This is a genomic window from Humitalea sp. 24SJ18S-53 (genome assembly GCF_050632385.1).
GTDB lineage: Bacteria > Pseudomonadota > Alphaproteobacteria > Acetobacterales > Acetobacteraceae > Humitalea.
In genome coordinates, this window is the sequence record NZ_CP192599.1 from 4,443,697 (window position 1) to 4,468,196 (window position 24,500).

General features: G+C 68.4%; 24 protein-coding genes. 11 read left to right on the forward strand and 13 right to left on the reverse strand.

Translation table 11 applies throughout. The features are described 5' to 3' along the window. Positions 1 to 2: 2 nt before the first annotated feature. Genes ACQW02_RS21345 through ACQW02_RS21365 form a run of 5 tightly spaced genes read right to left on the reverse strand, consistent with a single transcriptional unit; the run spans position 3 to position 6,461 of the window. Entirely contained in the window at positions 3 to 2,621 is a 2,619-nt protein-coding gene (locus ACQW02_RS21345; RefSeq protein ID WP_431281921.1) for a penicillin-binding protein 1A, read from the reverse strand. A 46-nt stretch (positions 2,622 to 2,667) separates the two neighbouring features. Further along, complete coding sequence (locus ACQW02_RS21350; RefSeq protein ID WP_431281922.1) at positions 2,668 to 3,429, reverse strand: SDR family oxidoreductase; 762 nt, start codon at positions 3,427 to 3,429, stop codon at positions 2,668 to 2,670. A gap of 7 nt (positions 3,430 to 3,436) precedes the next feature. Then, complete coding sequence (locus ACQW02_RS21355) at positions 3,437 to 4,414, reverse strand: Bug family tripartite tricarboxylate transporter substrate binding protein (RefSeq protein ID WP_431281923.1); 978 nt, start codon at positions 4,412 to 4,414, stop codon at positions 3,437 to 3,439. A 50-nt stretch (positions 4,415 to 4,464) separates the two neighbouring features. Further along, on the reverse strand, positions 4,465 to 5,259 hold the full coding sequence (locus ACQW02_RS21360) for an enoyl-CoA hydratase (RefSeq protein WP_431281924.1): 795 nt from the start codon (positions 5,257 to 5,259) through the stop codon (positions 4,465 to 4,467). A gap of 11 nt (positions 5,260 to 5,270) precedes the next feature. Further along, on the reverse strand, positions 5,271 to 6,461 hold the full coding sequence (locus tag ACQW02_RS21365; protein ID WP_431281925.1) for a CaiB/BaiF CoA transferase family protein: 1,191 nt from the start codon (positions 6,459 to 6,461) through the stop codon (positions 5,271 to 5,273). Positions 6,462 to 6,638: 177 nt separating this feature from the next. Here ACQW02_RS21365 and ACQW02_RS21370 point away from each other — a divergent pair, with 177 nt between their 5' ends. Then, complete coding sequence (locus ACQW02_RS21370; protein ID WP_431281926.1) at positions 6,639 to 7,472, forward strand: DUF6270 domain-containing protein; 834 nt, start codon at positions 6,639 to 6,641, stop codon at positions 7,470 to 7,472. A gap of 107 nt (positions 7,473 to 7,579) precedes the next feature. Then, entirely contained in the window at positions 7,580 to 8,227 is a 648-nt protein-coding gene (locus ACQW02_RS21375; protein WP_431281927.1) for a GntR family transcriptional regulator, read from the forward strand. A 79-nt stretch (positions 8,228 to 8,306) separates the two neighbouring features. On the opposite strand, the gene ACQW02_RS21380 is transcribed toward ACQW02_RS21375, so the two are convergent. Then, positions 8,307 to 9,509 (reverse strand): alpha-hydroxy acid oxidase, encoded by a 1,203-nt coding sequence (locus tag ACQW02_RS21380; RefSeq protein ID WP_431281928.1) that lies wholly within the window; start codon positions 9,507 to 9,509, stop codon positions 8,307 to 8,309. 156 nt (positions 9,510 to 9,665) lie between these two features. Between ACQW02_RS21380 and ACQW02_RS21385 the strand changes: the two genes are divergently transcribed. The 3 genes from ACQW02_RS21385 (at position 9,666) to ACQW02_RS21395 (ending at position 12,951) form a co-directional block, all read left to right on the forward strand. Then, positions 9,666 to 10,457 (forward strand): class II aldolase/adducin family protein, encoded by a 792-nt coding sequence (locus tag ACQW02_RS21385; protein ID WP_431281929.1) that lies wholly within the window; start codon positions 9,666 to 9,668, stop codon positions 10,455 to 10,457. 44 nt (positions 10,458 to 10,501) lie between these two features. Continuing rightward, complete coding sequence (locus tag ACQW02_RS21390; RefSeq protein WP_431281930.1) at positions 10,502 to 11,884, forward strand: ABC transporter substrate-binding protein; 1,383 nt, start codon at positions 10,502 to 10,504, stop codon at positions 11,882 to 11,884. A gap of 92 nt (positions 11,885 to 11,976) precedes the next feature. Continuing rightward, entirely contained in the window at positions 11,977 to 12,951 is a 975-nt protein-coding gene (locus tag ACQW02_RS21395; protein ID WP_431281931.1) for a Bug family tripartite tricarboxylate transporter substrate binding protein, read from the forward strand. Positions 12,952 to 13,056: 105 nt separating this feature from the next. On the opposite strand, the gene aroB is transcribed toward ACQW02_RS21395, so the two are convergent. After that, positions 13,057 to 14,790, reverse strand: coding sequence for a 3-dehydroquinate synthase (gene aroB / locus ACQW02_RS21400; protein ID WP_431281932.1), 1,734 nt, complete (start codon positions 14,788 to 14,790; stop codon positions 13,057 to 13,059). 33 nt (positions 14,791 to 14,823) lie between these two features. On the opposite strand from aroB, the gene ACQW02_RS21405 reads away from it, so the two are divergent. Genes ACQW02_RS21405 through ACQW02_RS21430 form a run of 6 tightly spaced genes read left to right on the forward strand, consistent with a single transcriptional unit; the run spans position 14,824 to position 19,600 of the window. Continuing rightward, positions 14,824 to 14,970 (forward strand): hypothetical protein, encoded by a 147-nt coding sequence (locus tag ACQW02_RS21405; protein WP_431281933.1) that lies wholly within the window; start codon positions 14,824 to 14,826, stop codon positions 14,968 to 14,970. Between the two features lie 3 nt (positions 14,971 to 14,973). Continuing rightward, on the forward strand, positions 14,974 to 15,918 hold the full coding sequence (locus ACQW02_RS21410; protein WP_431281934.1) for a tyrosine recombinase: 945 nt from the start codon (positions 14,974 to 14,976) through the stop codon (positions 15,916 to 15,918). Between the two features lie 4 nt (positions 15,919 to 15,922). Then, complete coding sequence (locus tag ACQW02_RS21415) at positions 15,923 to 16,834, forward strand: ABC transporter permease subunit (RefSeq protein WP_431281935.1); 912 nt, start codon at positions 15,923 to 15,925, stop codon at positions 16,832 to 16,834. After that, the gene (gene livM, locus ACQW02_RS21420) at positions 16,831 to 18,096 is read left to right on the forward strand and encodes a high-affinity branched-chain amino acid ABC transporter permease LivM (protein WP_431281936.1); all 1,266 of its coding nucleotides are present in this window, start codon (positions 16,831 to 16,833) and stop codon (positions 18,094 to 18,096) included. The genes ACQW02_RS21415 and livM overlap by 4 nt, the downstream gene beginning before the upstream one ends. Further along, positions 18,093 to 18,887 (forward strand): ABC transporter ATP-binding protein, encoded by a 795-nt coding sequence (locus ACQW02_RS21425; RefSeq protein WP_431281937.1) that lies wholly within the window; start codon positions 18,093 to 18,095, stop codon positions 18,885 to 18,887. The genes livM and ACQW02_RS21425 overlap by 4 nt, the downstream gene beginning before the upstream one ends. Continuing rightward, entirely contained in the window at positions 18,884 to 19,600 is a 717-nt protein-coding gene (locus ACQW02_RS21430) for an ABC transporter ATP-binding protein (RefSeq protein ID WP_431281938.1), read from the forward strand. The genes ACQW02_RS21425 and ACQW02_RS21430 overlap by 4 nt, the downstream gene beginning before the upstream one ends. Before the next feature lie 6 nt (positions 19,601 to 19,606). Here ACQW02_RS21430 and ACQW02_RS21435 read toward each other — a convergent pair whose 3' ends face one another. Genes ACQW02_RS21435 through queA form a run of 6 tightly spaced genes read right to left on the reverse strand, consistent with a single transcriptional unit; the run spans position 19,607 to position 24,448 of the window. Continuing rightward, entirely contained in the window at positions 19,607 to 20,152 is a 546-nt protein-coding gene (locus tag ACQW02_RS21435; RefSeq protein WP_431281939.1) for a VUT family protein, read from the reverse strand. Continuing rightward, positions 20,149 to 20,832 carry a 7-cyano-7-deazaguanine synthase QueC gene (gene queC, locus ACQW02_RS21440; RefSeq protein WP_431281940.1) on the reverse strand — a complete coding sequence of 228 codons (684 nt, stop codon included), beginning with the start codon at positions 20,830 to 20,832 and terminating at the stop codon, positions 20,149 to 20,151. Before queC ends, ACQW02_RS21435 begins: the two co-directional genes overlap by 4 nt. After that, positions 20,829 to 21,857 carry a tRNA epoxyqueuosine(34) reductase QueG gene (queG, locus tag ACQW02_RS21445; RefSeq protein WP_431281941.1) on the reverse strand — a complete coding sequence of 343 codons (1,029 nt, stop codon included), beginning with the start codon at positions 21,855 to 21,857 and terminating at the stop codon, positions 20,829 to 20,831. The genes queC and queG overlap by 4 nt, the downstream gene beginning before the upstream one ends. Continuing rightward, positions 21,844 to 22,311: a preQ(1) synthase gene (queF, locus tag ACQW02_RS21450; protein WP_431281942.1), complete on the reverse strand. Its 468-nt coding sequence runs from the start codon at positions 22,309 to 22,311 to the stop codon at positions 21,844 to 21,846. Before queF ends, queG begins: the two co-directional genes overlap by 14 nt. Further along, positions 22,308 to 23,426 (reverse strand): tRNA guanosine(34) transglycosylase Tgt, encoded by a 1,119-nt coding sequence (gene tgt, locus ACQW02_RS21455; protein WP_431281943.1) that lies wholly within the window; start codon positions 23,424 to 23,426, stop codon positions 22,308 to 22,310. Before tgt ends, queF begins: the two co-directional genes overlap by 4 nt. Further along, positions 23,423 to 24,448, reverse strand: coding sequence for a tRNA preQ1(34) S-adenosylmethionine ribosyltransferase-isomerase QueA (gene queA, locus ACQW02_RS21460; protein ID WP_431285953.1), 1,026 nt, complete (start codon positions 24,446 to 24,448; stop codon positions 23,423 to 23,425). The genes tgt and queA overlap by 4 nt, the downstream gene beginning before the upstream one ends. Positions 24,449 to 24,500: the final 52 nt, after the last annotated feature.

Here is a 24,500-nt window from a genome sequence, read left to right on the forward strand (position 1 = left end):
CCTCAATACAGATCGCCCAGGTTGCGCTGTGCGGCACCGGGGTTCGGTGCCGCGCTGGGCACGCCAAAGGCGGGCGGCAGGCCCGAGACGCCGCCGCCGCCGAACAGGGCATTGTCGTCCGGCGGCGGGCGGGCGCTGTTCTCGGTGCCCGGGCGGAAGGCTTCGACGATCGTCGCCCCGCTGTCGGTCTGGATGCGGACCAGCGCGATGCCCGGTGGCGCGCGGAAGGGCACCGGCGGGCTGCCGGCCAGGGCCGCGGCCACGACCTCACGGAAGATCGGGGCGGCGTTCAGCCCGCCCGTTTCGCCATCGCCCAGGGTGCGCGGTTCGTCGTAGCCGACCCAGATGCCGACCACGAGGTCGGGCGTATAGCCGACGAACCAATTGTCCATGTAGTCGTTGGTGGTGCCGGTCTTGCCCGCGATCGGGCGGTTCAGCCCCGCCCCGGCGCGGCTGCCGGTGCCGCGCTGCACGGCCCCCTGCAACATGCTGGTCATCTGGAAGGCGGCGATCGGATCGACGATCTGGCGCCGTTCATCCGTCAGCGGCGGCGGCCCCTGTTCGAAGCCACGGGTCGCGCATTCGGGGCAGGTGCGCCCATCGGGCCGCCAGACCAGCCGGCCGAAGCGGTCCTGCACGCTGTCGATCAGGGTCGGTTCCACCCGCTTGCCGCCATTGGCGAAGGAAGCGTAGGCCGAGGTCATGCGCAGCACCGTCGTCTCACCGGAACCCAGCGCCATGGCAAGGTAACGCGGCATGCTGTCGATCACGCCGAAGCGGGCGGCGGTGGCGGAAACCCGCTCCATGCCGATTTCCTGCGCAAGCCGCACGGTGACCAGGTTGAGGCTGCGTTCCAGCGCCGACCGCATGGTGACCCAGCCATTGCTGGTGCCGGCGTAATTGCCCGGGCGCCAGGTGCCCGCGGCGGTCTGGATTTCGACCGGCGCGTCCAGCAGGCGCTGGTTCGGCGGGATGCCCATTTCCAGCGCCGGCAGATAGACGAAGGGCTTGAACGAGGACCCGGGCTGCCGCATCGCCTGCGACGCGCGGTTGAACCAGGAGCGTTCGAAGGAAAACCCGCCGACCATGGCCAGCACGCGGCCGGTATTGGGGTCGAGCGCGACCAGCGCCCCCTCGACCGCCGGCAATTGCCGCAAGGCCAGGCGTTCCGGGCGGGCGGGGGTGCGCGGCGGATTGGCCGCGGTGGGCGGCAGCACTTCGACCAGCACCACGTCGCCGGGCGCCAGCACATCCTGCATGCGGCGCGGCGGCGGGCCGAGACGGCCGTCGCGCAGCACCGGGCGGGCCCAGGACTGCACCTCGTCGAACGGCAGGGTCATGGTCTGGGGCTGGGGGGCGGCACGCGGGTCGGGGCGTTCGAGCCAAGCCATCCGCGCCTCCCGGTCACGCACGTCCAGGGCGACGGCGACGCGCCATTCGGGCAGGGCGCCGGGTGGGCGCATGACCTGTTCAAGCTGGGGCAGCCATTCGGTCTGCACCGCCGAAATGCGCGACACCGGCCCGCGCCAGCCGCCACGGCGCCGGTCGTAGGCGAGCAGGCCGTGGCGCAGCGCGACCTCGGCCTGGGCCTGGAGGCGCGGGTCCAGGCTGGTGCGGGCCACGAGGCCGCCCATCGTCGTCTGGTCCACACCGAAGCGGGTCACCAACTCGCGCCGGACTTCTTCCGTAAAGTGTTGGCCGACGGGGACGAAGTCGGGGCGGCGGCTGGGGCGGGCCATCAGCGGCTCGGCCTTGGCCGCGGCGGCTTCCTCGGCGGTGATGGCGCGGTCGTCGGCCATGCGGTCGATGACCCAGTCGCGCCGGGCGCGGGCGGCCTCGGGGTAGCGGATCGGGTTGTAGTTGTTGGGCGCCTTGGGCAGGGCGGCCAGGAAGGCAGCCTCGGCCAGGGTCAGGTCGTCCAGCCCCTTGCTGAAATACTGCTGCGCCGCGGCGGCGACGCCATAGGCCTGGGCGCCCAGGAAAATCTCGTTCAGGTAGATTTCGAGGATGCGCGACTTGGGCATCGTCTCCTCGATACGGGTCGCCAGGACGGCTTCGCGCAGCTTGCGCAGCATGGTGCGGTCGCTGCCGACCAGCATGTTCTTGGCGACCTGCTGGGTGATGGTGCTGGCGCCGATGGCGCGGCGGCCGGTGCCGATATTCTCGACGTTGACCAGGGCGGCGCGCAGGATCGCGATGGGGTCGAAGCCGCCATGGGACCAGAAATTCTGGTCCTCGGCCGAAACGAAGGCCTGCTGCACCCGGCGCGGAATGGCGGCGATGGGCACGAAGACGCGGCGTTCGGTCGCCAGTTCCGCCATCAGCCGCGAATCGGCGGCATAGATGCGCGACATCTGCGGCGGCTCGTAGGTCGCCAGCCATTGGTAGTCGGGCAGTTCGGCCACGGCCGCGCGGTAGAAGCCAAAGCCCGCGACCCCGGCGGCCAGGATGACGGTGCCGGCCAGCACGACGCCGATGCGCCAGGTCCAGCCGAAGAAGCCGAAGCGATAGGCGCGCCTGGCCTTTACCGGGCGGTCCGCCTTCGGCGGGGGCGGGGCGGGTTTTTCGGGCGCATTGTCGCGCCCCAGCGGCCGGTCGGCGCGGAGTTCATGCAAAGCCATGGTCGCTTCCTACACCCGCGCGGGGCGGGAGGCGAACCACGAAGTCTTACACCGCGCGCATCAGGCCCCCGTCCACCATGATGGTCTGGCCGGTCACATAGGCGGCGGCCGGGCTGGCCAGGAAGACCACCATGGTGGCGACTTCCTCGGCCGAGCCGAAGCGCCGCATCGGGATGTCGGCCGTGACCTCGGCCTTGATCGCGGCCACGGTGGTGCCCTCGGCCGCGGCGCGGTCGGTGGCGCGGCGCTGCCACAGGGGGGTGAAGGCGCGGCCGGGGCCGACGCAGTTCACCCCTATGTTGTCCTGTGCCCATTCGGTGGACAGCGTCTTGGTCAGCGCATGCAGCCCGGCCTTGTGGACATTGCTGACCGCCTGTTCGGCGGTCGGCTGGCGGCCGGAGACGGCGCCCAGCAGCACGACGCGGCCCGCCCCGTCGCGGACCAGCGCGGGGTGGAAGGCCCGCAGCACCCGGATGGTGCCCAGCAGGTTGAATTCGTAATTCGCCAGCCAGTCTTCGTCGGTCAGCTTCAGGAAGGGCGACCGGTGGCTGCCCCCAAAGGCCGAGATCAGAAGCCCCAGCCCATCGGCGTATTCGGCCGCCAGGGCCGCGACCTGGGCCGGGTCGCCCACATCGCAGCGCACAGCGCGGGCGCCGGTTTCGGCCGCCGCCTTGTCCAGCTTGCCCTGGTCGCGGGAGGCGATGGTGACATCGGCCCCATCGGCCACCAGCATGGCGGCGGCGGCAAGGCCGATGCCGGACGATCCGCCGAGCACGAGGGCGCGGCGGCCCGAAAGTCCCAGATCCATGCGCCGATCAGTCCGGGCTGACGCCGGCGTCGCGCAGGATCGGCGCCCATTTGGCCGTTTCCTCGCGGATGAAGCGGGCCAGATCCTCGGGGGAGGAGGGCAGCGGCTCCACGCCGTGGCGGCCGAGGTGATGCACCACCTCCGGGTCCTGCAAGGTCGTGCGCATGGCGGCATTCAGCCGGTCCACGATTGCGCGCGGCAGGTTTTTCGGCCCGACCAGCGCGTTCCAGTTCTGCACGTCGAAGCCCGGCAGGCTTTCGGCGACGGTGGGGACATCGGGAAGCAAGGGGCTGCGCGCGGCGGACGGCACCGCCAGCATCCGCAACCGCCCGCCTTCGACCTGCGGCAGCGCGGTCGGGCCGGTCGAGAAGGCGAAATCGAGCTTGCCGGAGATCAGGTCCGTCATCAGCGGCCCGCCGCCGCGATAGGGCACGTGGATGGTCTTGACCCCGGCCAGGCGGTCGAGCAGCGCGCCCGACAGATGCCCGGCCCCGCCGACACCGCTGCTGCCATAGGTGATGGTCTCCGGCCGCGCCCGCGCCGCGGCGATCAGGTCGGCGGTGCTGCGCCAGGGCCGGTCCATCGGGACGACCAGCACGTTCAGCACATTGCCGGCCATGGAGATCGGCGTGACATCGGTCTGCGGGTCGAAGGGCAGGTTGCGATACAGGCTGGGGTTCACCGACAGCGCCGCGATGGTGCCCATCAGCAAGGTGTAGCCATCGGGATTGGCGCGGGCGACGATCTCGGTCGCCAGGTTGCCGCCGGCGCCGGGGCGGTTGTCCACCACCACCGGCTGGCCCAGCAACTGGCCGAGCTTCGGCGCCATGGTGCGGGTGTTCAGATCCGTGCTGCCGCCGGCGGCGAAGCCGACGACGACGCGGATCGCCTTGTTGGGATAGGTGTCCTGGGCGCGGGCCCCGAACGGGGAGAGGATGGCCGGCGCGGATAGCGACGCGGCCAGGATCGTGCGGCGTGGAAACATGGCGGACCTCCCGAATGGTTCGCGCGGCGGTTGTCCCGCCGTCGCGCGTCTTACTTGCCTTGAAACTGGGGCGGCCGCTTTTCCATGAAGGCGCGACGACCCTCGATGTAGTCGGCGCTGGCGAAACAGGCGGCGACCATGGCATCGCAGGTCGCGCCATCCTCGGCGCCGCGGTCCTTCAGCGCCTGGCCGACGATGAATTTTGCCGCACCGACGGTGAGCGGCGCATTGCCGGCGATGGTGGTGGCGTAGTCGGTGACATAGGCTTCGAGATCAGCGCTCGGCACCACGCGGTTCACCAGGCCCATGACGCGGGCGTCTTCGGCGCTGAATTTCCTGGCGGTGAAGAAGATTTCCTTGGCGAAGGACGGCCCGACGAGATCGACCAGGCGGCGGATGCCCTTCAGCGGATAGCCGAGACCCAACTTGGCCGCCGGCACGCCGAAACTGGCGGTGTCGTTGCAGATGCGCATGTCGCAGCACACGGCCAGCGCGGTGCCGCCGCCGATGCAATGGCCCTGGATCATCGCGATGGTCGGCTTCGGGCAATCGGACAGCGCGTCATACACGCGCGCGGTCTGCGCCTGGTAGGCGGCGACGGCGGCTTCGGAAGACCGCTCGCTTTCGAACTTCGAGATATCGGCGCCCGACACGAAAGCCTTGCCGCCAGCACCGTGGATGACGATCACGCGCACATCGGGATCGGCGGTGAAATCGGCGAGGATGGTTTCGGCGGCTTCCCACATCTCCATCGACACGGCGTTGTGCCGGGCCGGGTTGTTGAAGGTCATCCAGCCGATGCCGCCGCCCTTGCGGGCCAGCATCAGCGGGGTGTTGAGCGTCATGCCATCCATTATCAAACCACCTGTTCTGCGCGCAGACGCGCGATGTCCGCCGGGGCGACGCCCATTTCAGCAAGAATGGCGTCGGTATGCTCGCCGATCGCCGGCGGATGCGTGACGATGGCGGAGGGGGTGCGCGACAGAGTGAAGGGCTGGCCGACGTAGGTCGCCGTCTTGTTGCCATTCAGGGTCTGCGCGACGCCGAGGTGCTGTACCTGCGGATCAGCAAAAACCTGGTCGATGGTGTTGATCGGACCGCAAGGCACGCCGGCCTTGTTCATGCGTTCCACCAGGTCGGCGCTGGTGAAGGCCTTGGTGCGTTCGGCGATCAACGCGTTCAGCGCGTGGCGGTTGGTGGAGCGTGCCTCGCCACTGGCGAAGCGTTCGTCGGTGATCAGCGCGCCCAGGTCGAGCGCCTTGGCGCAGCGCGCCCAGATGGCGTTGCCGCTGGCCGCGATGTTGATGAAGCCATCCGAGGTCGGGAAGACGCCGGTCGGGATGCTGGTCGGGTGATCGTTGCCGGCCTGCTTGGCGATCTGGCCCTGCATCAGCCAACGCGACGCCTGGAAGTCCAGCATGAAGGCCTGGGCCTGGAGCAGCGAGGTCTGCACCCACTGGCCCTTGCCCGACACCTCACGCTCCAGCAGCGCCACCATGATGCCCTGGCTGCAGAAGATGCCGGCGGTCAGGTCGGCGATGGGGATGCCGACGCGCATCGGACCCTTGCCGGGTTCGCCGGTGATGGACATCAGCCCGCCCATGCCCTGCGCGATCTGGTCGAAGCCGGGACGGTCGGCGTAGGGGCCGTCCTGCCCGAAGCCGGAGATGCTGGCGTAGATGATGCGCGGGTTCACCGCGGCCATCGCCTCGTAGCCGATGCCCAGGCGTTCCTTCACGTCGGGGCGGAAGTTTTCCACGATGACGTCGGCGGTCTTGGCCAGTTCCTTGAGCAGCGCCACGCCTTCGGGGTGCTTCAGGTTCAGGGTCAGGCCGCGCTTATTGCGGTGCAGGTTCTGGAAGTCGGAGCCCAGGCGCGGGCCGCCCATCGGGTCGCCCTGGTCCAGGCCCTCCGGCATCTCGATCTTGATGACCTTGGCGCCCCAGTCGGCAAGCTGCCGGACGCAGGTCGGACCGGAACGCACGCGCGTCAGGTCGAGGACGGTGAAGCGCGAGAGCGCCGTGGAGGGGGTCGGGGCGTCTGTCATGGGGCCATCCTTTCGATCTGCCGACAGGATGTCAACAATCGGTTGACGAGATTGCCGAGAAGGCTTCGGCGGTCCGAAGGGCGTTCGCGCCGAGGGGACAAGCGTCCAGACTTTATATGAAGCTTGGCGCCACCCACGCCAGTCACTAGAGTTTAGTCAGGATATAAAACGCGCAACGTGCGATTCACCCCAGGTGCGCACCGTATTTTTTGGACGGAGTTCATTGCCGTGGATGCCCACATTTTAGATAAGAGCGCCACCCCAAGAAAGATTGATCTGGCGATTTTAGGAAGCTGCGTGACGCGTGACGCCGTGAATTTGATACTGGATCGCGTTAATATATCTTACTTTCAGGCACGGACTTCTATTGGATCCATGATGAGTGATCCGGTTTCCATGGACTTCGATCTCGACGAGGATGTCCCTAAATTTGAATTGCGCTGCGTTCGCGAGGATTTCAATAAGAGCTGGCGAAATGGATTTCAGGTAAAATCCGATATATTCATCATGGATTTTATTGATCAGCGATTTGGACTCGGAGTCGGAAGTGGCGGATATTTCACGTATTCGACACCGCTGCAGCGTGCTGTGAAAAAAACTCCTGAAGTGTTAAAGAAATTCCGATATTTTCGACCAAACAGAGATGAATATAACAATATTTTAACTGAATTTCTACCACCACTCTGCGATTACCTCGCAGAGATTCCAAATATTCATATTAATGATGTGTTTTGGACAATTGAAAAAGAGGATGGAAGTTTTTTCGATGAAAAAATGCAAAAGGAGGCGGATGAAAGTAATCGGACTCTCGAACTCATATACAACGCGATCAAGATACGGACGACGGCCAAATTCTTCGGGTTTGCCGAAAAAAAATTAGTGGCCCGCGTCAACCACCGTTGGGGCGATGCCCCCTTCCATTACAGCGAGTCCGTGGACAGGATGATCGCGGATACGATCCTTGAGCATGCAGCGGCGGCGCTGCGAGTGAACTCGCTTCCCTCCGCGTAGGATCGCGTCCGATCCTTCGGTCGCTGGGCAGGTGAGCTTGGCAGTGGATGCCGACACAATGTTAACAATGTGTTGACGATGACGGCGTACTTCCGCGATGTTGGTTCGTGCCTGACTCCATTCCCTCCGCGCCGCGCCGCGCGCTTAACGACGTCGTTCGCGCCTCGCTCGAACAGCGCATGCTGGATGGCAGCCTTGCCCCCGGCACCCGCCTGAACGAGGCGGCGCTGGCCGCCGAGCTTGGCGTATCGCGTGGACCGGTCCGTGAAGCGCTGCGCACGCTGCAACAGACCGGGTTGGTGGAAGGCGAAGCCCATCGCGGCATGCGCGTCCGCGTGCTGGAAGCGGCCGAGGTCGCCGAGATCTACGACATGCGCGCGCTGCTCAACGGCTTTGCCTGCGCCCGCCTGGCCGGTCGCGGCGAACCGACCGCGCTGCGGGCGATGGTCGCGGCGATGCAGGCGGCGATCGAAGCCGGGGATCGGGAGGGCTACTACCGGCTGAACCTGGATTTCCACCAGGCGATCTTCGTCGCCGCCGGGCACAAGCGCGTCGCCGCCGCCTATGACGCAGCCCTGCGAGAGGGCTGGCGGTCGCGGTGGGAATCGCTGGAAAGCGAGGCCAACATGCGCGCCAGCAACGCCGAACACACCGCGACGCTGGACGCCATCGCCAGCGGTGACGCGGCCGAGGCGCGGCGCCTGGGCGAGGAACATGTGCTGGCCGGCAAGCGGCGGTGGTTGGCCAAGTTGTAGCACGCAGCGGCGACGTCCTGGCCAGGCCGGTGTCAGCGGGGACCGGTCCAGACCTGATCGTTGCGTCGATCCCTGGCCGTCAGTCCGGCTTCACCAGCATATGCGGCCCCAGGTCGGACAGGGTCGGCGTGCCCAGCAGCGCCATGCCGCGACGAATTTCCTCCGCCAGCAGGCCGATGGCATGGGCAACACCCGCCTGGCCGCCGATCGACGCCGCATAGAGCATCGGCCGTCCCACGAAGACGAAGGCAGCACCCAGGGCCAGCGCCTTCAGCACATCGGTTCCGCGCCGCACGCCGCCATCCAGCATCACCGGCATGTCGCCCGCCGCCGCCACGATGCCGGGCAGGACCTGCAAGGGCGCCACGGCAAAGTCCAACTGCCGGCCGCCGTGGTTGGACACGATGATGCCATCCACACCGTGTTCGGCGGCACGACGGGCGTCCTCGGCGGCCAGGATGCCCTTCACCACCAGCTTGCCGGGCCAGAGCCTCCGCATCAGCGCCACATGCGCCCAGGTCAGCCGATCCCGCGCGCCCAGTTGCCGCACGAAATTGCGCGAGACGATCGGCACGCCGCGCACCGCGTCCATGTTCTCGATATGCGGCATGCCATGGTTCAGCAGCGTGCGGCCAAAGGTGCCGAGCAGCCAGCGCGGGCGGGTCGCGCAATCCCAGGCCAGGCGCGGCGTCGGGTTCAGCGGCATGGAAAAGCCGGTGCGCACGTTGTTCTCTCGGTTCGGCAGCACGGCGACATCGACCGTCAGCACCAGCGTGCCATAGCCCGCGCGCTTGGCGCGTTCGACCAGGGGCACGATGCGGGCTTCCTCGCCGGGCAGATAGGCCTGGAACCAGGCGGAGGGTGCGGCGCGGGCGACATCCTCCATCGCGATCAGCGAGGCGCCGGAGAGGATGGCGGGAAGGCCCGCGGCCTCGGCCGCTTGCGCCAGGACCACGTCGCCGCGATAGGCTGCCAGCGCGCTGCCGCCCATGGGCGCAAGCCCGAAGGGCTGGGCGAAATCCAGCCCCATGACGCGGGTGCGGGCGTGGCGCTCGCCGGTATCGACCAGGACGTTCGGGACGAAGGCATGCGCCGCGAAGGCGCTGCGGCTGTGGCGCAAGGCGCTGTTGGATTCCGTCGCACCCTCGATATAGCCAAAGATCGGGCGCGGCAGGTGGCGCCGGGCGGCGCGTTCGAAGTCATCCAGCGACAGCATGTCGCGCAGGCGGCGCGGCAGCGGCGGGGGGCGCAGGGCCGCGAAAGGGGCCGCGGTATTGCTCATGCCGGGGTCACCAGGATGAGCAGGGCATCGTCTTGTTTCTTGGCCATCATGCGGGGCAACATGAGGCCAAGTCCCGCCCCCGCCAAGGCTTGGCGCCCCAGGCTTGGCGGTCACCGCCGCGACATGGCATTATATCGTCATAGGGAGACACAGCCCATGCTCGACCGTCCGACACCCACCCTGACCATCGCCTCCATGCGCGACCGCGTGACGCCGGCCGAATGGCAGGCCCGGATCGACCTGGCCGCCTGCTACCGCCTGATGGCGCTCTATGGCATGGCCGACATGGGGGCCAACCACGTCTCGGTCCGGGTGCCGGGCGAGGACACCTTCCTCATCAACCCCTATGGCATGATGTATGAGGAGATCACCGCCTCCTCCCTCATCAAGATCGATCATCTGGGCAATGTGCTCGCCAAGACCGATTTCGGCGGTTTCGATTTCGGCGTGAACCGCGCGGGCTTCGTGATCCACAGCGCCATCCACCAGGCGAAGCATGAGATCGGCTGCGTCATCCATACCCACACCTGGCCGGGCATGGCGATCTCGTCGCTGGAATGCGGGCTGCTGCCGCTGACGCAGACGGCGATGCGCTTCGCCAAGATCGCCTATCACGACTACAAGGGCGTGGTGCTGGACCTGGAGATGCAGGAGGAGCTGGTCCGCGACCTGGGCGACTGCAATGCCATGATCATGTACAACCACGGCCTGCTGACGGTGGGCGAGACGATCCCCCAGGCCTTCAACGCGATGCATCGGCTGGAACTGTCCTGCAAGGCGCAATTGGCGGCGATGGCCTGCAACACCCCCCTGCGTCCGGCGCGGGAGGATGTCGTCGCCGCGACCTACAAGAACTACCAGCCCGGCACGCGGCGGGCCTATGGCGTGATGGAATGGCCGGCGTTGCTGCGCCAGCTCGACCGGATCGACGGGTCCTACGCCGACTGATGGAGGCGGTCGGGGCGCGGGCTTCGGATTCACACAAGGGCGGCTTGCATATCGCGGTCGAGAAGCTGCGCTTCCTGCCCGCGCGCCAGGTCACCGATGACCCGGCCCTGCTGACCCTGAGGTCCCTGGTGTTGGAGCCGCTGTGCCTCTGGCGGCACGGTCGCGCGGCGCCGGGTCTGTTCGCCCGCTGGCAGCACCATGACGAGGGGCGTCGCTGGATCTTCCAAATCCGGGACGGCGCGATCTTCCACGATGGCACGCCCTGCGATGCGGACACCATCCTGCACTTCATCGCGGGCATCCGTGATGCCATCGATACATTCGGCATGGCCTCGTCCTACGCGCGGTACCTGGCGGGCTGCCGGATCACGGCCCTGTCGCGTCGCGACGTCCAGGTGGAAGCGCCGGCGCCCTTCGCCGATATCCTCGACCTGTTCGCGGAGTTCTTCATCTCCCGCGAGACGGCCGAAGGCCTGCCGCTCCTCGGCACCGGTCCCTATCGGGTGGTGGACTACGCGCCGGAGCGGCAGGTGCGACTGGCGCGTGTCTATGCGACGGCGGGCCCCGCGCAGGTGACACTGCTGGCCGTGCCCCTGGCGGAGGACCGTCTGCGCGCCCTGCGCGACGGTGCGGTGGATGTCGCCATGAACCTGGAACGTTGCGAGCACCGGCTGGCCTTCGATGCCGACCTGGACTGGCTGCGCACCGTCAACACGCTGTCGGTCACGGCCTTCCTCAACGCAGCCAGCGGCCCCTTCGCGCGGCCGGAGGCGCGGCTTGCGGTCAACCACGCCGTCGATGGCCAGGCGATCGTGGAGGAGATCTTCTTCGGCCTCGGCGTGCCGGCCACGACGATCGTCAGCCCCGCCCACCTGGGCGCCTCGGCCGCCGCCCTCGCCCCCATCCCCTACGATCCCGAGGCAGCCCGCCGGCTGTTCGACACGGCGGACATTCGGGCACCCGTGCTGATCCGCACGCCCACGACGACCCCCGAAAGGGCGGAACGAATCAGCCAGGCCCTGGCCGAGGCCCTGTCGGCCGTCGGCGTCCCCGCGCGGATCGAGGTGCAACCCGACCGCCCGGCCTATGCCCGCGAAGCCAGCCGGCGGGAGATCGGCGACATGGCGATCTTCGATTCCACACCGCAGAGCACCTATCGTATCCTCAACGACAAGATCTCCAGCGCGGTACGGGCGCTCTGGTGGCAGGGGCACGACGACCCGGCGCTTGAGGCGCTGATCCAGCGCGCCAATCGCACCGTCGGCGATACGGCGCGGGAGGCCGCCTATGGCGCATGCCTCACCCGACTCCATGCGAATCCGGCCTGGCTCTACCTGTTCCATCCTATCGCCGTGGCCGGGATGCGAGACGGTTGTGCAGATCTGATGTTAAATGCCCGCGGCGTGATCGGATTCCACCCGCGATAGAGGTAGATTTTTTGTGCATTGCAGCGTGACGTCTTGCTGTCGCGTGGAAACGGCGTCATCGTTCCGCGATCCCTCGATGAGAACCTGAGACCATGCTTCGTCGTCACCTGCTTGCCGCCCCCGCCCTTCTGCTGGGTGCCGGCGCCGCCCAGGCGCAAGGCGCCTTCCCGACTCGCCCGATCCGCTTCGTCGTCCCCTGGCCGGCGGGTGGCGCCACGTCGAATATCGCCCGGATCGTCGGCGATGCGATGACGCCGCTGCTCGGCCAGCCGGTGATCTTTGACAATCGCTCCGGCGCGGGCGGCTCGCTCGGCGCGGAGAATGTCGCGAAGAGCCCGGCCGATGGCTACACGATCCTGATGGCCGGCGCCGGCGCCTTCTATCGCCCGCTGATCGACCGCGACACGCCCTTCAACCCCGATCGCGACTTCGGCTTCGTCGGGCTGATCGGCGATGGCCCCTTTGCCTTGGCGGTGCGGCCAGGCCTGCCGTCCGACCTGCCGGGCTTCATCGCCTATGCCAAGGCCAATCCCGGCAAGCTGAACATGGTCTCCTCGGGCATCGGCTCGACCAGCCACCTGGCCGGCGAGATGTTCAACCGCACCGCGGGGATCGAGGTGACCCACGTGCCCTATCGCGGCTCCTCCCAGGCCATGGTGGACCTGGTCGCCGGGCGGGTGGATTTCTACTTCGATGCGCTATCGGCGGTGGTCGAGCACTACAACGCCCAGCGTCTCAACCTCATCGGGCTGACGACCACCGCGCGCGTCCCGCAGATGCCGCAATTGGCGACCATCGCGGAGCTGGGGGTGGGCACCAGCCTCGCGAATTTCTCCGCCGCACCCTGGTGGGGGGTGTGCAGCCCGGCGAACATGCCGGCACCGGTGCTGGAGAAGCTGTCCTCGGCGCTTGGCGCCGCGCTGGCGCAGCCCGCCGTGGTGCAGGGCGTTGGGGAGCAGGGCTGCACGGTCGGCTTCCTGCCGCCCGTGCCCTTCGCCGCATTCGTCCGTGCGGAGAATACGAAGTGGTCGGCCGTCATCGAAGCAGCCGGATTGCGCGTGACCTGACACGCGAGGGTACGGGCCAGGGCGTGCGCGCGATGCGATGGCACCGCCCGGCCGAAGACAGGCCTGAAGCGCGTCACGTCGATCGCGCTGCAGGTGCCGGCCCCGTCAGTCGCCGCAGCCGGCGTCCCGCAGCAGGGTTTCGACCGCCGCTTCCGGGACGTCGCTGCTGGTGAAGCAGTCGCCCGGGGCGCGCAGCAGCACGAAGCGCATCTTGCCCTCGCGCGCCTTCTTGTCCGTCCGCATCCTGGCCATCAGCCGCGCCGTCGAAAACGGCCGCGGCAGGTCGATGACCCGCGCGCGCAGCCCCACCGCCGACAGGTGCCGCGCCACCCGCGCCGGCAGGCCGGCGTCGCAAAAACCCAGGCGGGTGGACAGCGCCACGGCCAGGACCAGGCCGATGGCCACCGCCTCACCATGCAGCAGGCTGCCGTCGTAGCCGCATTCGGATTCGAAGGCGTGGCCGAAGGTATGGCCCAGGTTCAGCAGGGCGCGGCCGCCGTCGGGGGCTTCCTCGCGTTCATCGGCGGCGACCACGGCGCCTTTCAGGCGGCAGGATTCCAGGACCGCGTGGCGCAGGGCCGCCGGGTCGCCGTCGATGGCGGCGGGGCCATTGGCCTCGCACCAGTCCCACAGCGGGCCGTCCAGAAGGCCGTGCTTGGCGACCTCCGCCCAGCCCGCGCGCAATTCGCGCCGCGGCAGGGTCGCCAGGGTGGTGGTATCGGCCAGGACCATCTTCGGCTGGTGGAAGGCACCGGCCAGGTTCTTGCCGGCCTTGAGGTTGATCCCGGTCTTGCCGCCGACGCTGCTGTCCACCTGGGCCAGCAAGGTGGTCGGCACCTGCACGAAGGCCAGGCCCCGCAGCGTGGTCGCGGCCACAAAACCGGCCAGATCCCCCACCACGCCGCCGCCGAGGGCGATGATCGTGGTGCGGCGGTCGGCGCCGGCGGCCAGCACCGCCTCCATCGTATCGGCGTAGGAGGCGAGGGATTTGGTCGCCTCGCCCGGCGGAAGGGTGATTTCGGCCAGGATGGTCAGCCCGCCTTCCTCCAGCCCGGACCGCAGGGTGTGGCCGTGCTGGGCCGCGACATTGGCATCGGCGATGACGACGACGCGGGTGCCGGGCAGCAGGGGCGCCAGCAAGGCGCCCGACCGGGCCAGCAGATTGCCGCCGATCAGGATGTCATACGGGGTGGACAGCGGCACGGTCAGCCGCGCGGGGCTGGCGTGGGTGGCGACCGCGTCCAGCACGCGCCGGGTGGTGCCCTCGGGCGGTTCGTCGGTGCAGTCCACGATCACATCGGCCTCGGCATAGACAGGGTGGCGTAGGGCAATCAGGTCCCGCAGCACCTGTGACGGGTCCTTGCCATGGAACAGGGGGCGGTGTTCGCGCCCGGCGACCCGGCGCAGCAGCGTGGGCGCGCGCGCCCGCAGCCAGATCGACAGGGCGCCGCTGGCCTGCACCGCCTGGCGGGTCACCGGGTCCATGAAGGCGCCGCCGCCGGTCGCCAGCACCAGGGGGGGGCCGGCCAGCAGGCGCGCGATGACCCGGCGTTCGCCATCGCGGAAATGCGGTTCGCCGTAGCGGGCGAAGATTTCGGTGATCGGCAGGCCGGCGGCGGCCTCGATCTCCGTATCCGCGTCGCGGAAGGGCAGGTTCAGCCGGTGTGCGAGGCGCCGCCCGATCGAGGATTTGCCCGCCCCGGGCAGTCCGATCAGCACGACGCTGCGCCCATGCGTGGCCTGCCCCATGGGCAGGGGCTGCCGCCAGGGGCTTTGGCTTTGGTGGGACGGGGGGGCCGCCAGGTCGAGGTTGCGTGACACGGTGGCGAAGGCTAGCACACCATCAACCTCCGCACAGGATGCCCCAGCCCCATGTTCCGCCGCCCCGTGCTTTCGATCCTTCTGGTGGTGATCGGGGTGATTGTGCTCGGGCTGCTGGCGATCGGCGCGTTTCCGCCGTCGGTCGATCCGCAGCCGATCGAGCGCAGCATCCCCAACGACCGTTTCGGTACTCGCTGACCGGTGGCCGACGGCCGGCATGTCGAGGCCTTTTTGGAAATGCTGTCGGCGGAACGGGGTGCCGCCCGCAACACGCTGGCCGCCTACAACGCCGACCTGGCCGATTTCGCCAGCCATGCTCGCCGCTTCGCCCAAAACCCCGAATCGGCGACGCCCGAGACCCTGGCCAGTTACCTTCGCGGCTTGAACGCCGCGGGGCTGGCCGCCCGCACCGCCCAGCGGCGGCTGTCGGCGCTGCGCCAGTTCTTCCGGTTCCTGGCGCGCGAGGGGGTGCGGGATGATGATCCGACCATCCTGCTGACCTCCCCAAAAACCCCGGCCAGCCTGCCCAAGGCGTTGCGGGAGGAGGAGGTGACCCGGTTGATCGCGGGGGCCGCCCTGTTGCCCGGCACGCGGGGGGCGCTCGCGGTCGCGATGTTGGAATTGCTGTATTCTTCGGGCCTGCGGGCCAGCGAATTGGTCACACTCCCTGCCGCGGCCCTCCGGGATGGCGAAATCCTGGTCGCGGTGCGGGGCAAGGGCGGCAAGGAGCGCTTGGTGCCGATCTCCGCCCGGGCTCGGGAAGCGGTACTGGCCGCCAGGCCCGCCGCGGACAAGGCCCCCACGGATAAGACACCGAGCCGCTGGCTTTTCCCATCCCGCGGGGCCGCCGGACATCTGACCCGCCAGGGCATGGCGCTGTTGTTGAAGGAAGCAGCCCTGGCCGCCGGGCTGGACCCCGACCGGGTCAGCCCGCACGTGCTGCGGCATTCCTTCGCGAGCCATCTGCTGGCGCATGGGGCCGATCTGCGCAGCCTGCAGGTGCTTTTGGGGCATGCCGACATCGCGACGACGCAAATCTATACAAAGGTGCTGGAAGAACGGCTGCGCGCGCTGGTCACGGCGCATCATCCGCTGGCGCAGGCCACGCCGCCCCGCCTAGCATCGCATCCACCGGGCAAGGGGTGATCGTGTGGCCTATGCGTTGCAGCAGCTGGTGAATGGCGTTTCGCTGGGAATGATCTACGGGCTGATCGCGGTCGGCTACACCATGGTCTATGGCATCGTCGGCATGATCAATTTCGCCCATGGCGATGTGTTCATGGTGGGGGCCTTCGTGTCGCTGATCGGCTTGCTGCTGCTGGCGGGCGGCATCGACGGGCCCGCGGCGATCGTGCTGGTGCTGGCTTTCGCCATGGGCATCACCGCGATGTATGGGCTGGCGGTCGAACGCATCGCCTACAAGCCATTACGCGGATCGTTTCGCCTGGCGCCGCTGATCTCGGCGATCGGGATGAGCATCGTGCTGCAGAACTACGTGCAACTGGCGCAAGGCGCGCGGGTCAAGCCGACCGAGCCGGTGGTGCGCGGGGGCATGGAATTGTTCCGCGATGCATCGGGGTTTGCCGCGACCATCAGCGCGATCCAGGTGCTGATCATCGTGACGACCCTGGTCGTGCTGGCCGGGTTCACCGTGCTGGTGACGAAAACGCCGCTGGGCCGTGCGATGCGGGCGGTGGAGCAGGATCGCAAGATGGCCAGCCTGCTGGGGGTCGATACCAACCGAACGATCTCGCTCGCCTTTGTCATCGGCGCGGCGCTGGCCGCCGTCGCGGGGTGCCTCTACCTGATGCGCTATGGGGTGATCGATTTCTTCATCGGCTTCGTCGCCGGGGTGAAGGCCTTTACCGCCGCCGTATTGGGCGGCATCGGATCGCTGCCGGGGGCCGTCCTGGGCGGGCTGCTGATCGGGCTGATCGAGACCTTCTGGTCCGCCTATTTCTCGGTGCAATACAAGGATGTCGCGGCCTTTGCCGTCCTGATCATCGTGCTGATCTTCCTGCCGACCGGGTTGCTGGGGCGGCAGGAGGTCGAGAAGGTATGAACCGCGCCTCCCTGCGTGACGCCGCGACCGTCGCCGCCGTCGCCCTGCTGTTGTTCGCGCCCATCGTCGGGCTGCGCACCGATGTGGGGCCGGTCGGGTCGCTGATCCTGCGTCCGCGCTGGGGGTTGGTGGCGCTGCTGGTGGGGCTGGTGTTTTGCGGACGGCTGGCGATCCTGGCGTGGCAAGCGCGGGGCCCGGCGCGGATCGCCTTGCCGCGCCTGCCGCGCATCGGGCGCTTCCTGGCCCCTGCCCTGCTGGGGTTCGCCGTCGTGCTGCCCGTGCTGCCCTTCACCGGACGGTATGAGCTGGATATCGGCATCCTGGTGCTGACCTATGTGATGCTCGGCTGGGGGCTGAACATCGTGGTCGGGTTGGCGGGGTTGCTCGACCTTGGCTACGTCGCCTTCTACGCAATCGGGGCCTATTCCTACGCGCTGTTGGCGCAGACCTTTGGTTGGTCGTTCTGGATCTGCCTGCCGCTGGCGGGTGTGCTGGCGGCGTTCTGGGGGGTCTTGCTGGGCTTTCCGGTGCTGCGGCTGCGCGGCGATTACCTGGCCATCGTGACGCTCGGGTTTGGCGAGATCATCCGCATCATCCTGCTGAACTGGGCCAGCGTGACCGGTGGGCCGAATGGCATCGGCGGGATTCCGCGCCCGTCCTTCTTTGGCCTGCCGTTTTCCGCCGATGGTGGGCCGGGCAGTTTCGCCGGCGCCTTTGGGCTGGAACCATCGCCAGTCCATCGGGTGATGTTTCTCTACTACCTGATCCTGGCCCTGGCCCTGCTGACGAACTGGGTGTCGATCCGGCTGCGCCGGCAACCGCTTGGCCGGGCCTGGGAAGCGCTGCGCGAGGATGAGATCGCGTCGCGCGCCCTAGGCATCAACGTGACCAATACCAAGCTGACCGCCTTCGCTTTGGGTGCGCTGTTCGGCGGCTTCGCCGGTGCCTTCTTCGCCACGCGGCAGGGGTTCATCAGCCCGGAATCCTTCACCTTCAGCGAGTCGGCGATCATCCTGGCGATCGTCGTGCTGGGGGGGTTGGGCAGCCAGTTGGGCGTGGCCATCGCGGCGCTGGTCATGATCGGCGGCTTCGAGCTGTTCCGCGACCTGGACGAATGGCGGATGCTGTTCTTCGGCGGGGCGATGGTGGTGATCATGATCCTGAAGCCACGCGGGCTGGTCGGCGAGCGGACGCCGACGGTTACGCTCGGCGGCCAAAAGAAAGCCATCGGCGGCGGCATGGTCGGGCAGGGTCAGGGATGAGCGCCCTGGCCGTACGCGACGTCACCATGCGCTTCGGCGGGCTGGTCGCCGTGGATGATGTGTCCTTCACCGCCGAGCCGGGGCGTATCACCGCCGTCATCGGGCCGAATGGCGCGGGCAAGACCACGCTGTTCAACTGCATCACCGGATTCTACCGCGCGTCATCCGGCAGCATCACCCTGGGCGACACGGCGCTGCACCGGTTGCCGGGGCATCGCATCGCGCTGGCCGGGGTGGCGCGCACATTCCAGAACATTCGGCTGTTCGGCGGCATGACCTGCCTGGAAAACCTGTTGGTCGCGCAGCATCGCACCCTGATGGCGGCGAGCGGTTTCGGCATCGGCGCGGTGCTGGGGCTGTCGCGCTATCCGGCCGCCGAGCGCCGCGCGATCGAACGCGCCCGTGCCTGGCTGGTCGCGACGGACCTGCTGGACCGCGCCGATGATGCGGCGGGCGCCCTGCCCTATGGCGCGCAACGCCGGCTGGAGATCGCGCGCGCCATGTGCACCGCGCCGCGCCTGCTGTGCCTGGACGAACCCGCCGCCGGGCTGAACCCGCGCGAATCCGCCGCATTGTCGGCGCTGATCATGGCCATCCGCGACGGCCGCGCGGCCGAGGCGCCGCCCTGTTCCGTGCTGCTGATCGAACACGACATGGGCGTGGTCATGGGCATCAGCGACCATGTCGTCGTGCTCGACCACGGCGCCAAGATCGCCGAGGGCCCGCCCGCCGCGATCCGCGCCGACCCCGCCGTCATCGCGGCCTATCTGGGCGAGGATGAACCAGCGTGAGCCTGCTGGCGCTCGAATCCGTCTCCGCCGGCTATGGCCCCGTCGAGGCCCTGCGCGAGGTGTCGATCACCGTCGCGGCCGGGGAGATCGTCACCCTGGTCGGCGCCAATGGGGCCGGCAAATCCACCTTGCTGATGACGATCTGCGGCGATCCGCGGGCGCGGTCGGGGCGTGTCGTTTTCGACGGCCGCGACATCACCGGCCTGCCCACGCATGAGATCATGCGCCTTGGCCTGGCGCAGTCACCGGAAGGGCGCCGGGTCTTTCCGCGCATGTCCGTCGCCGAAAATCTGCTGATGGGCGCCGAGGTCGCGGGCCACGACCCCGCCCCAGGCTTTGCGCGGGCGCATGATTTGTTCCCGCTGCTGGCGGCGCGTGCCGATCAGCGTGCGGGGACGCTGTCGGGCGGCGAGCAGCAGATGCTGGCGATCGCGCGCGCGTTGATGTCGCAGCCGCGCCTGCTGCTGCTGGACGAGCCGTCGCTGGGCCTGGCGCCGCTGATCGTGCGCCAGATCTTTTCGGCGATCCGGCGGTTGAACGAGGAAGAGGGTCTGACGGTCCTGCTGGTCGAACAGAACGCGTTCCAGGCGCTACGCCTGGCCCATCGCGGCTACGTCCTCGCGAATGGGCGGATCACGATGCAGGGCACCGGCGCCGAATTGCTGGCGCGGCCCGAAGTCCGTGACGCCTACCTGGGCGGCGGCCACGGCTGACCGGCTTTACCAGCCGCGCGCGATGTCCCGCCGACGAACCAGGGCGATCAGCGGCAGGGCGATGGCCACCATCAGCGCCTTGCCGACGATCTGCCCGGCCAGATAATCCAGGCTGCCGAAGGCGACGGACAGGAAGATCAGGCTGTCCACGACCAGCCCCACCAGGCTGCTCGCGACAACGGCCAGCAGCAGCCCCCGCTTCTGCAACGGGGTGAAGACCGCCATGTCAGCGGCCTCGCTGAACAGGAAGGCCAGGGCCGAGGCCAGCACCAGCGCCGGCGGCGCCAGGAAGGCCGAAAGGGCGGCGCCCACCAGCACCGCGCCGGCGCCGGCCCAGACGCCAAGCCGGCGCTGCACCATGTCGCGCAACACCAGGGCCAGGCCCACCATCAGCACGCCGGATGGCGCCATCAGCCCCGGCGCGACCGGGATCAGGCAGGGCCCGTTCGGCACGCAGACCGTGCCGGCATTGCCGATCAGCCAGTTGGCGGCGGGGATGGTCAGGGCGAAGCCGGCCAGGAACAGCAGGCCCTCGGTGCGTTTGGTCATCATGCGTTTGCCGATGCCACATAAGCCTCCCAACCGCGAGCCCGAAGGTCGCAAGCCGGGCATGCGCCGCAGCCAAAACCCCAGGCGTGGCGCTGGCTGCGATCGCCGATGTAGCAGGAATGGCTTTCATCCCGGATCAAAGTCACGAGCGGGGTGCCGCCCAGCGCCTCCGCCAGGCGCCAGGTCGCCGCCTTGTCGCGCCACATCAGCGGCGTGTGGATGACGAAGCGCGCATTCATGCCGAGGTTCAGCGCAACCTGCACCGCCTTGATCGTGTCGTCGCGGCAATCGGGGTAGCCGGAATAATCTGTCTCGCAGACACCCGTCACCAGATGGCGGATGCCGCGCCGCGCGGCCAGGGCGGCGGCCAGGGTCAGGAACAGGATGTTGCGCCCGGGGACGAAGGTATTTGGCAGGCCGTCGGCGCGCATGGCGATGGCCGCATCCTCGGTCAGTGCGGAACCGCCGATCGCGGCCAGGGTCGGCACCGCCAAGGTGTGGTCGGGGCCAAGTTTTGGCGATGCCATGCCGGCACGCAACGCGTCGCGGCAGGCGAGTTCGACCAGATGCCGCTGCCCGTAGTCGAAGCCCAGGGTTTCCACATGATCGAAGCGGGCCAGCGCCCAGGCGAGGCAAGTGGCGGAATCCTGTCCGCCGCTGAACAGCACCAGGGCCGTGTTCATCGAAGCCTGTCCACCGCCCAACGCGCTGCCTCCGCCACCACAGGATCGGCATCCTCGCACAGGGATTGCGCGACGGGCAGCAGGGCGGGTGTCGCGCTATTGCCGATGGCGATGCAGAGGTTGCGGATGAAGCGGTCGCGGCCGATGCGCTTGATCGGGCTGCCGCTGAACAGCGCACGGAAGCCCGCGTCATCCAGCGCGGCGAAATCGGCCAGCAGCGGTGCGCTCAGCGCGGCGCGGGGGGCGAAGGCGGGTTCGTCATGGGCGGAAGCAAATTTGTTCCAGGGGCAGACCGCCAGGCAGTCGTCGCAGCCATAGATGCGATTGCCCATGGCGGTGCGGAATTCCTCCGGGATCGGGCCGCGATACTCGATGGTCAGATAGGAAATGCAGCGCCGCGCATCCAACTGATAGGGCGCGGGAAAAGCCTTGGTCGGACAGACATCGAGGCAGCGCGAACATGTGCCGCAGTGGTCGACCTCCGCGGCATCAGGGGCGAGGTCGAGCGTGGTGAACACCTCGCCCAAGAACAGCCAGGACCCGAGGGCGCGGCTGACGAGATTGGTGTGCTTGCCCTGCCAACCGATCCCGGCCGCCTGCGCCAGGGGCTTTTCCGCGACCGGGGCGGTGTCGACGAACACTTTTACGTCCGCGCCTGGAAACTTGCCGACCATCCAGCGGGCCAGGGCCTTCACGCGCTTCTTCAGCACATCGTGGTAGTCGCGGTTCTGGGCGTAGACGCTGATGCTGGCGCGGTCGCGGCGGTCGAGGGTTTCCAGCGGGTCATTCGCCGGGCCGTAGTTCAGCCCCAGGCTGACGACCGACACTGCCTCCGGCCACAACACGCGGGGCTGGGCGCGTTGCTCGGCGCGGTCCTCCAGCCAAGCCATCTGCCCATGCATCCCGGCCTCCAGGAAGGCCGCCATGCGTTCGCGGACCTCCAGGCCCAGCGTGGCGCGGGCAAAACCCACGCTGTCGAAGCCGAGGGCCAGGGCCTCGGCGCGGATCAGGTCAGCCGCGGCCACGATACGGTGGCACGCCCTGGTCGGGGATCCAGGTGCCCTCGGGCGGCGTGCCGGATTGCCAGAACACGTCGATCGGCATCCCGCCGCGCGGATACCAATAGGCGCCGATGCGCAACCAGACCGGCGTCAGCAACGCGCCAACACGGCGCGCGATGTCGAGGGTGCAGGCCTCGTGGAAAGACCCGTGGTTGCGGAAGGAGGAGAGGTGCAGCTTGAGGCTCTTGCTCTCCACCAGCCAATCGGCCGGGATGTAGTCCAACACGATATGGGCGAAATCCGGCTGGCCGGTCAGCGGGCAGAGGCTGGTGAATTCCGGCGCCACGAAGCGCACGACATAGTTCAGCCCGGGATGCGGGTTGGGCACGCGTTCCAGCACCGGCACATCCGGATTGGCCGGCAGGCCGGACAGGTGGCCGAGTTGCGTCAGGCCGCTGGTGTCGGTGGGGGTGCTCATGCGACGGCTCTTTCCTGCCAACCCGCGCGGATCGCGGCGGCTTCCTCCACCAGGCGGCCGTCAATGATCGCGGCGCGCAGGCGGCCCATCAGGGTCTGGTAATATTGGATATTGTGCCAGGTCAGCAGCATGGGCCCAAGAATCTCATCGGCGCGGATCAGGTGGTGGATATAGGCGCGCGAATGCTTTTGGCAGGCCGGGCACGGGCAATCGGGGTCCAGCGGTTCCAGCGATTCCGCGTGGCGCGCGTTGCGCAGGTTCAGCACGCCGCGGCTGGTATAGGCGCGGGCGGTGCGGCCGGACCGGGTGGGCAACACGCAGTCGAACATATCGACCCCGCGCAGCACGGCGCCGATCAAGTCATCCGGTGTGCCGACGCCCATCAGGTAGCGCGGGCTGGTTCGGGGCAGCAGCGGCACCGTCCAGTCCAGCACGCGGAACATTTCCGCCTGGCCCTCCCCCACCGCTAATCCGCCGATGGCATAGCCCTCGAAGCCGATGGCGGTCAGGGCGGCGACGCTTTCGGCCCGTAGGTCGTTGAACACGCCGCCCTGGACGATGCCGAACAGCCCATGGCCCTCGCGCGGGACAAAGGCGGCGCGGGATCGGGCGGCCCAGGCCATGGACAGGCGCATGGAGGAGGCCGTTTGGGCTTCGGTCGCCGGGTGGGGCGTGCATTCGTCGAAGCACATCGTCACGTCAGCGCCCAACAAATGCTGGATCTCGATGCTGCGTTCCGGGGTCAGGCGGTGCTTGCTGCCGTCCAGGTGGCTTTGGAAGGTCACGCCATCGGCGTCCATCTGGCGCAGTCCGGCCAGGGACATGACCTGGAAACCGCCGGAATCGGTCAGGATCGGGCCATGCCAATCGGCCAGGCGATGCAACCCGCCGAGGCGCGCCACCCGTTCCGCCCCCGGCCGCAGCATCAGGTGATAGGTATTGCCCAGGATCATGCGCGCGCCCGTCGCGCGGACGCTGTCGGCGGTCATCGCCTTGACCGTGCCGGCGGTGCCGACGGGCATGAAGACGGGGGTTTCGACGGTGCCATGCGCCGTATGGAGGGTGCCGGCGCGGGCCGCGCCGTCGCGGGCCGTCTCGGTCCAGTGCAGGCTCATGCGCGCCACAGCAAACTACCGTCTCCGTATGAATAGAAGCGGTATTGCTCCGCGATGGCATGGGCATAGGCCGATTTCATGCGGGCTTCGCCGGCAAAGGCGCAAACCAGCATGAACAAGGTCGATTTCGGCAAATGGAAGTTGGTCATCAGCCCATCGGCCACGCGAAAGCGGAAGCCGGGCAGGATGTAGATGTCGGTCAGCCCCCGGAACGGCGTGACGCCGCCGCCGTCGCGGGCCGCACTCTCGATCAGGCGAAGCGCGGTGGTGCCGACGGCGATGACGCGGCGGGCGGCGTTGATCGTCGCGGCGGCCTCGGGGGTGATTTCGCCCCATTCGGCGTGGATGCGGTGATCATGCGGGTTGTCGGCCCGCATCGGCAGGAAGGTTCCGGCGCCGACATGCAGGGTCACCGTGGCGCGCGTCACACCGCGTGCGTCGAGCGCCGCCAGCAGGCGTTCGGAAAAATGCAGGCTGGCTGTGGGCGCCGCGACCGCGCCGGGGGTTTGGGCGAAAATGGTCTGGTAGTCGGCCACATCCTGCGCCGTCGGGCCATCGGGGCGGGGGATATAGGGCGGCAGGGGAATTTTCCCCGCGGCTTCCAGGGCCACGGCCAGGGCCGCCTGGTCGGGGCCGAAGTCCAGCCGGACCGCGCCGTCTTCGGGGGCGGCCAGGACGGTGGCCGTGCAATCCTCGGCGCCCTCGATCCGGATGGTGTCGCCGGCATGCAGGCGGCGGGCGTTCTTGGCCAGCGCGTGCCAGATGCCGCCGCCCTCGTTGCGGTTCAGCAGGATTTCGACCCGCGCTTCGCCCCGGCGCGCGGTCAGCCGGGCGGGGATGACGCGGGTGTCGTTGACCACCAGCACGTCACCGGGTTCCAGCAGCCCCGGTAGGTCCAGCATGGCGCGGTCGGATGCGCCGTCCGGGCCGACCAGCAGCAGGCGCGCGGCATCGCGTGGCCGGGCGGGTTCCCGCGCGATCAGGTGTTCCGGCAGGTGGAAGTCGAAGTCGGCGGTTTTCAGAAGCACGCGGGGGGCGGTAGCCGGGACCGGGCCGAACCGCAACCATGCTGTC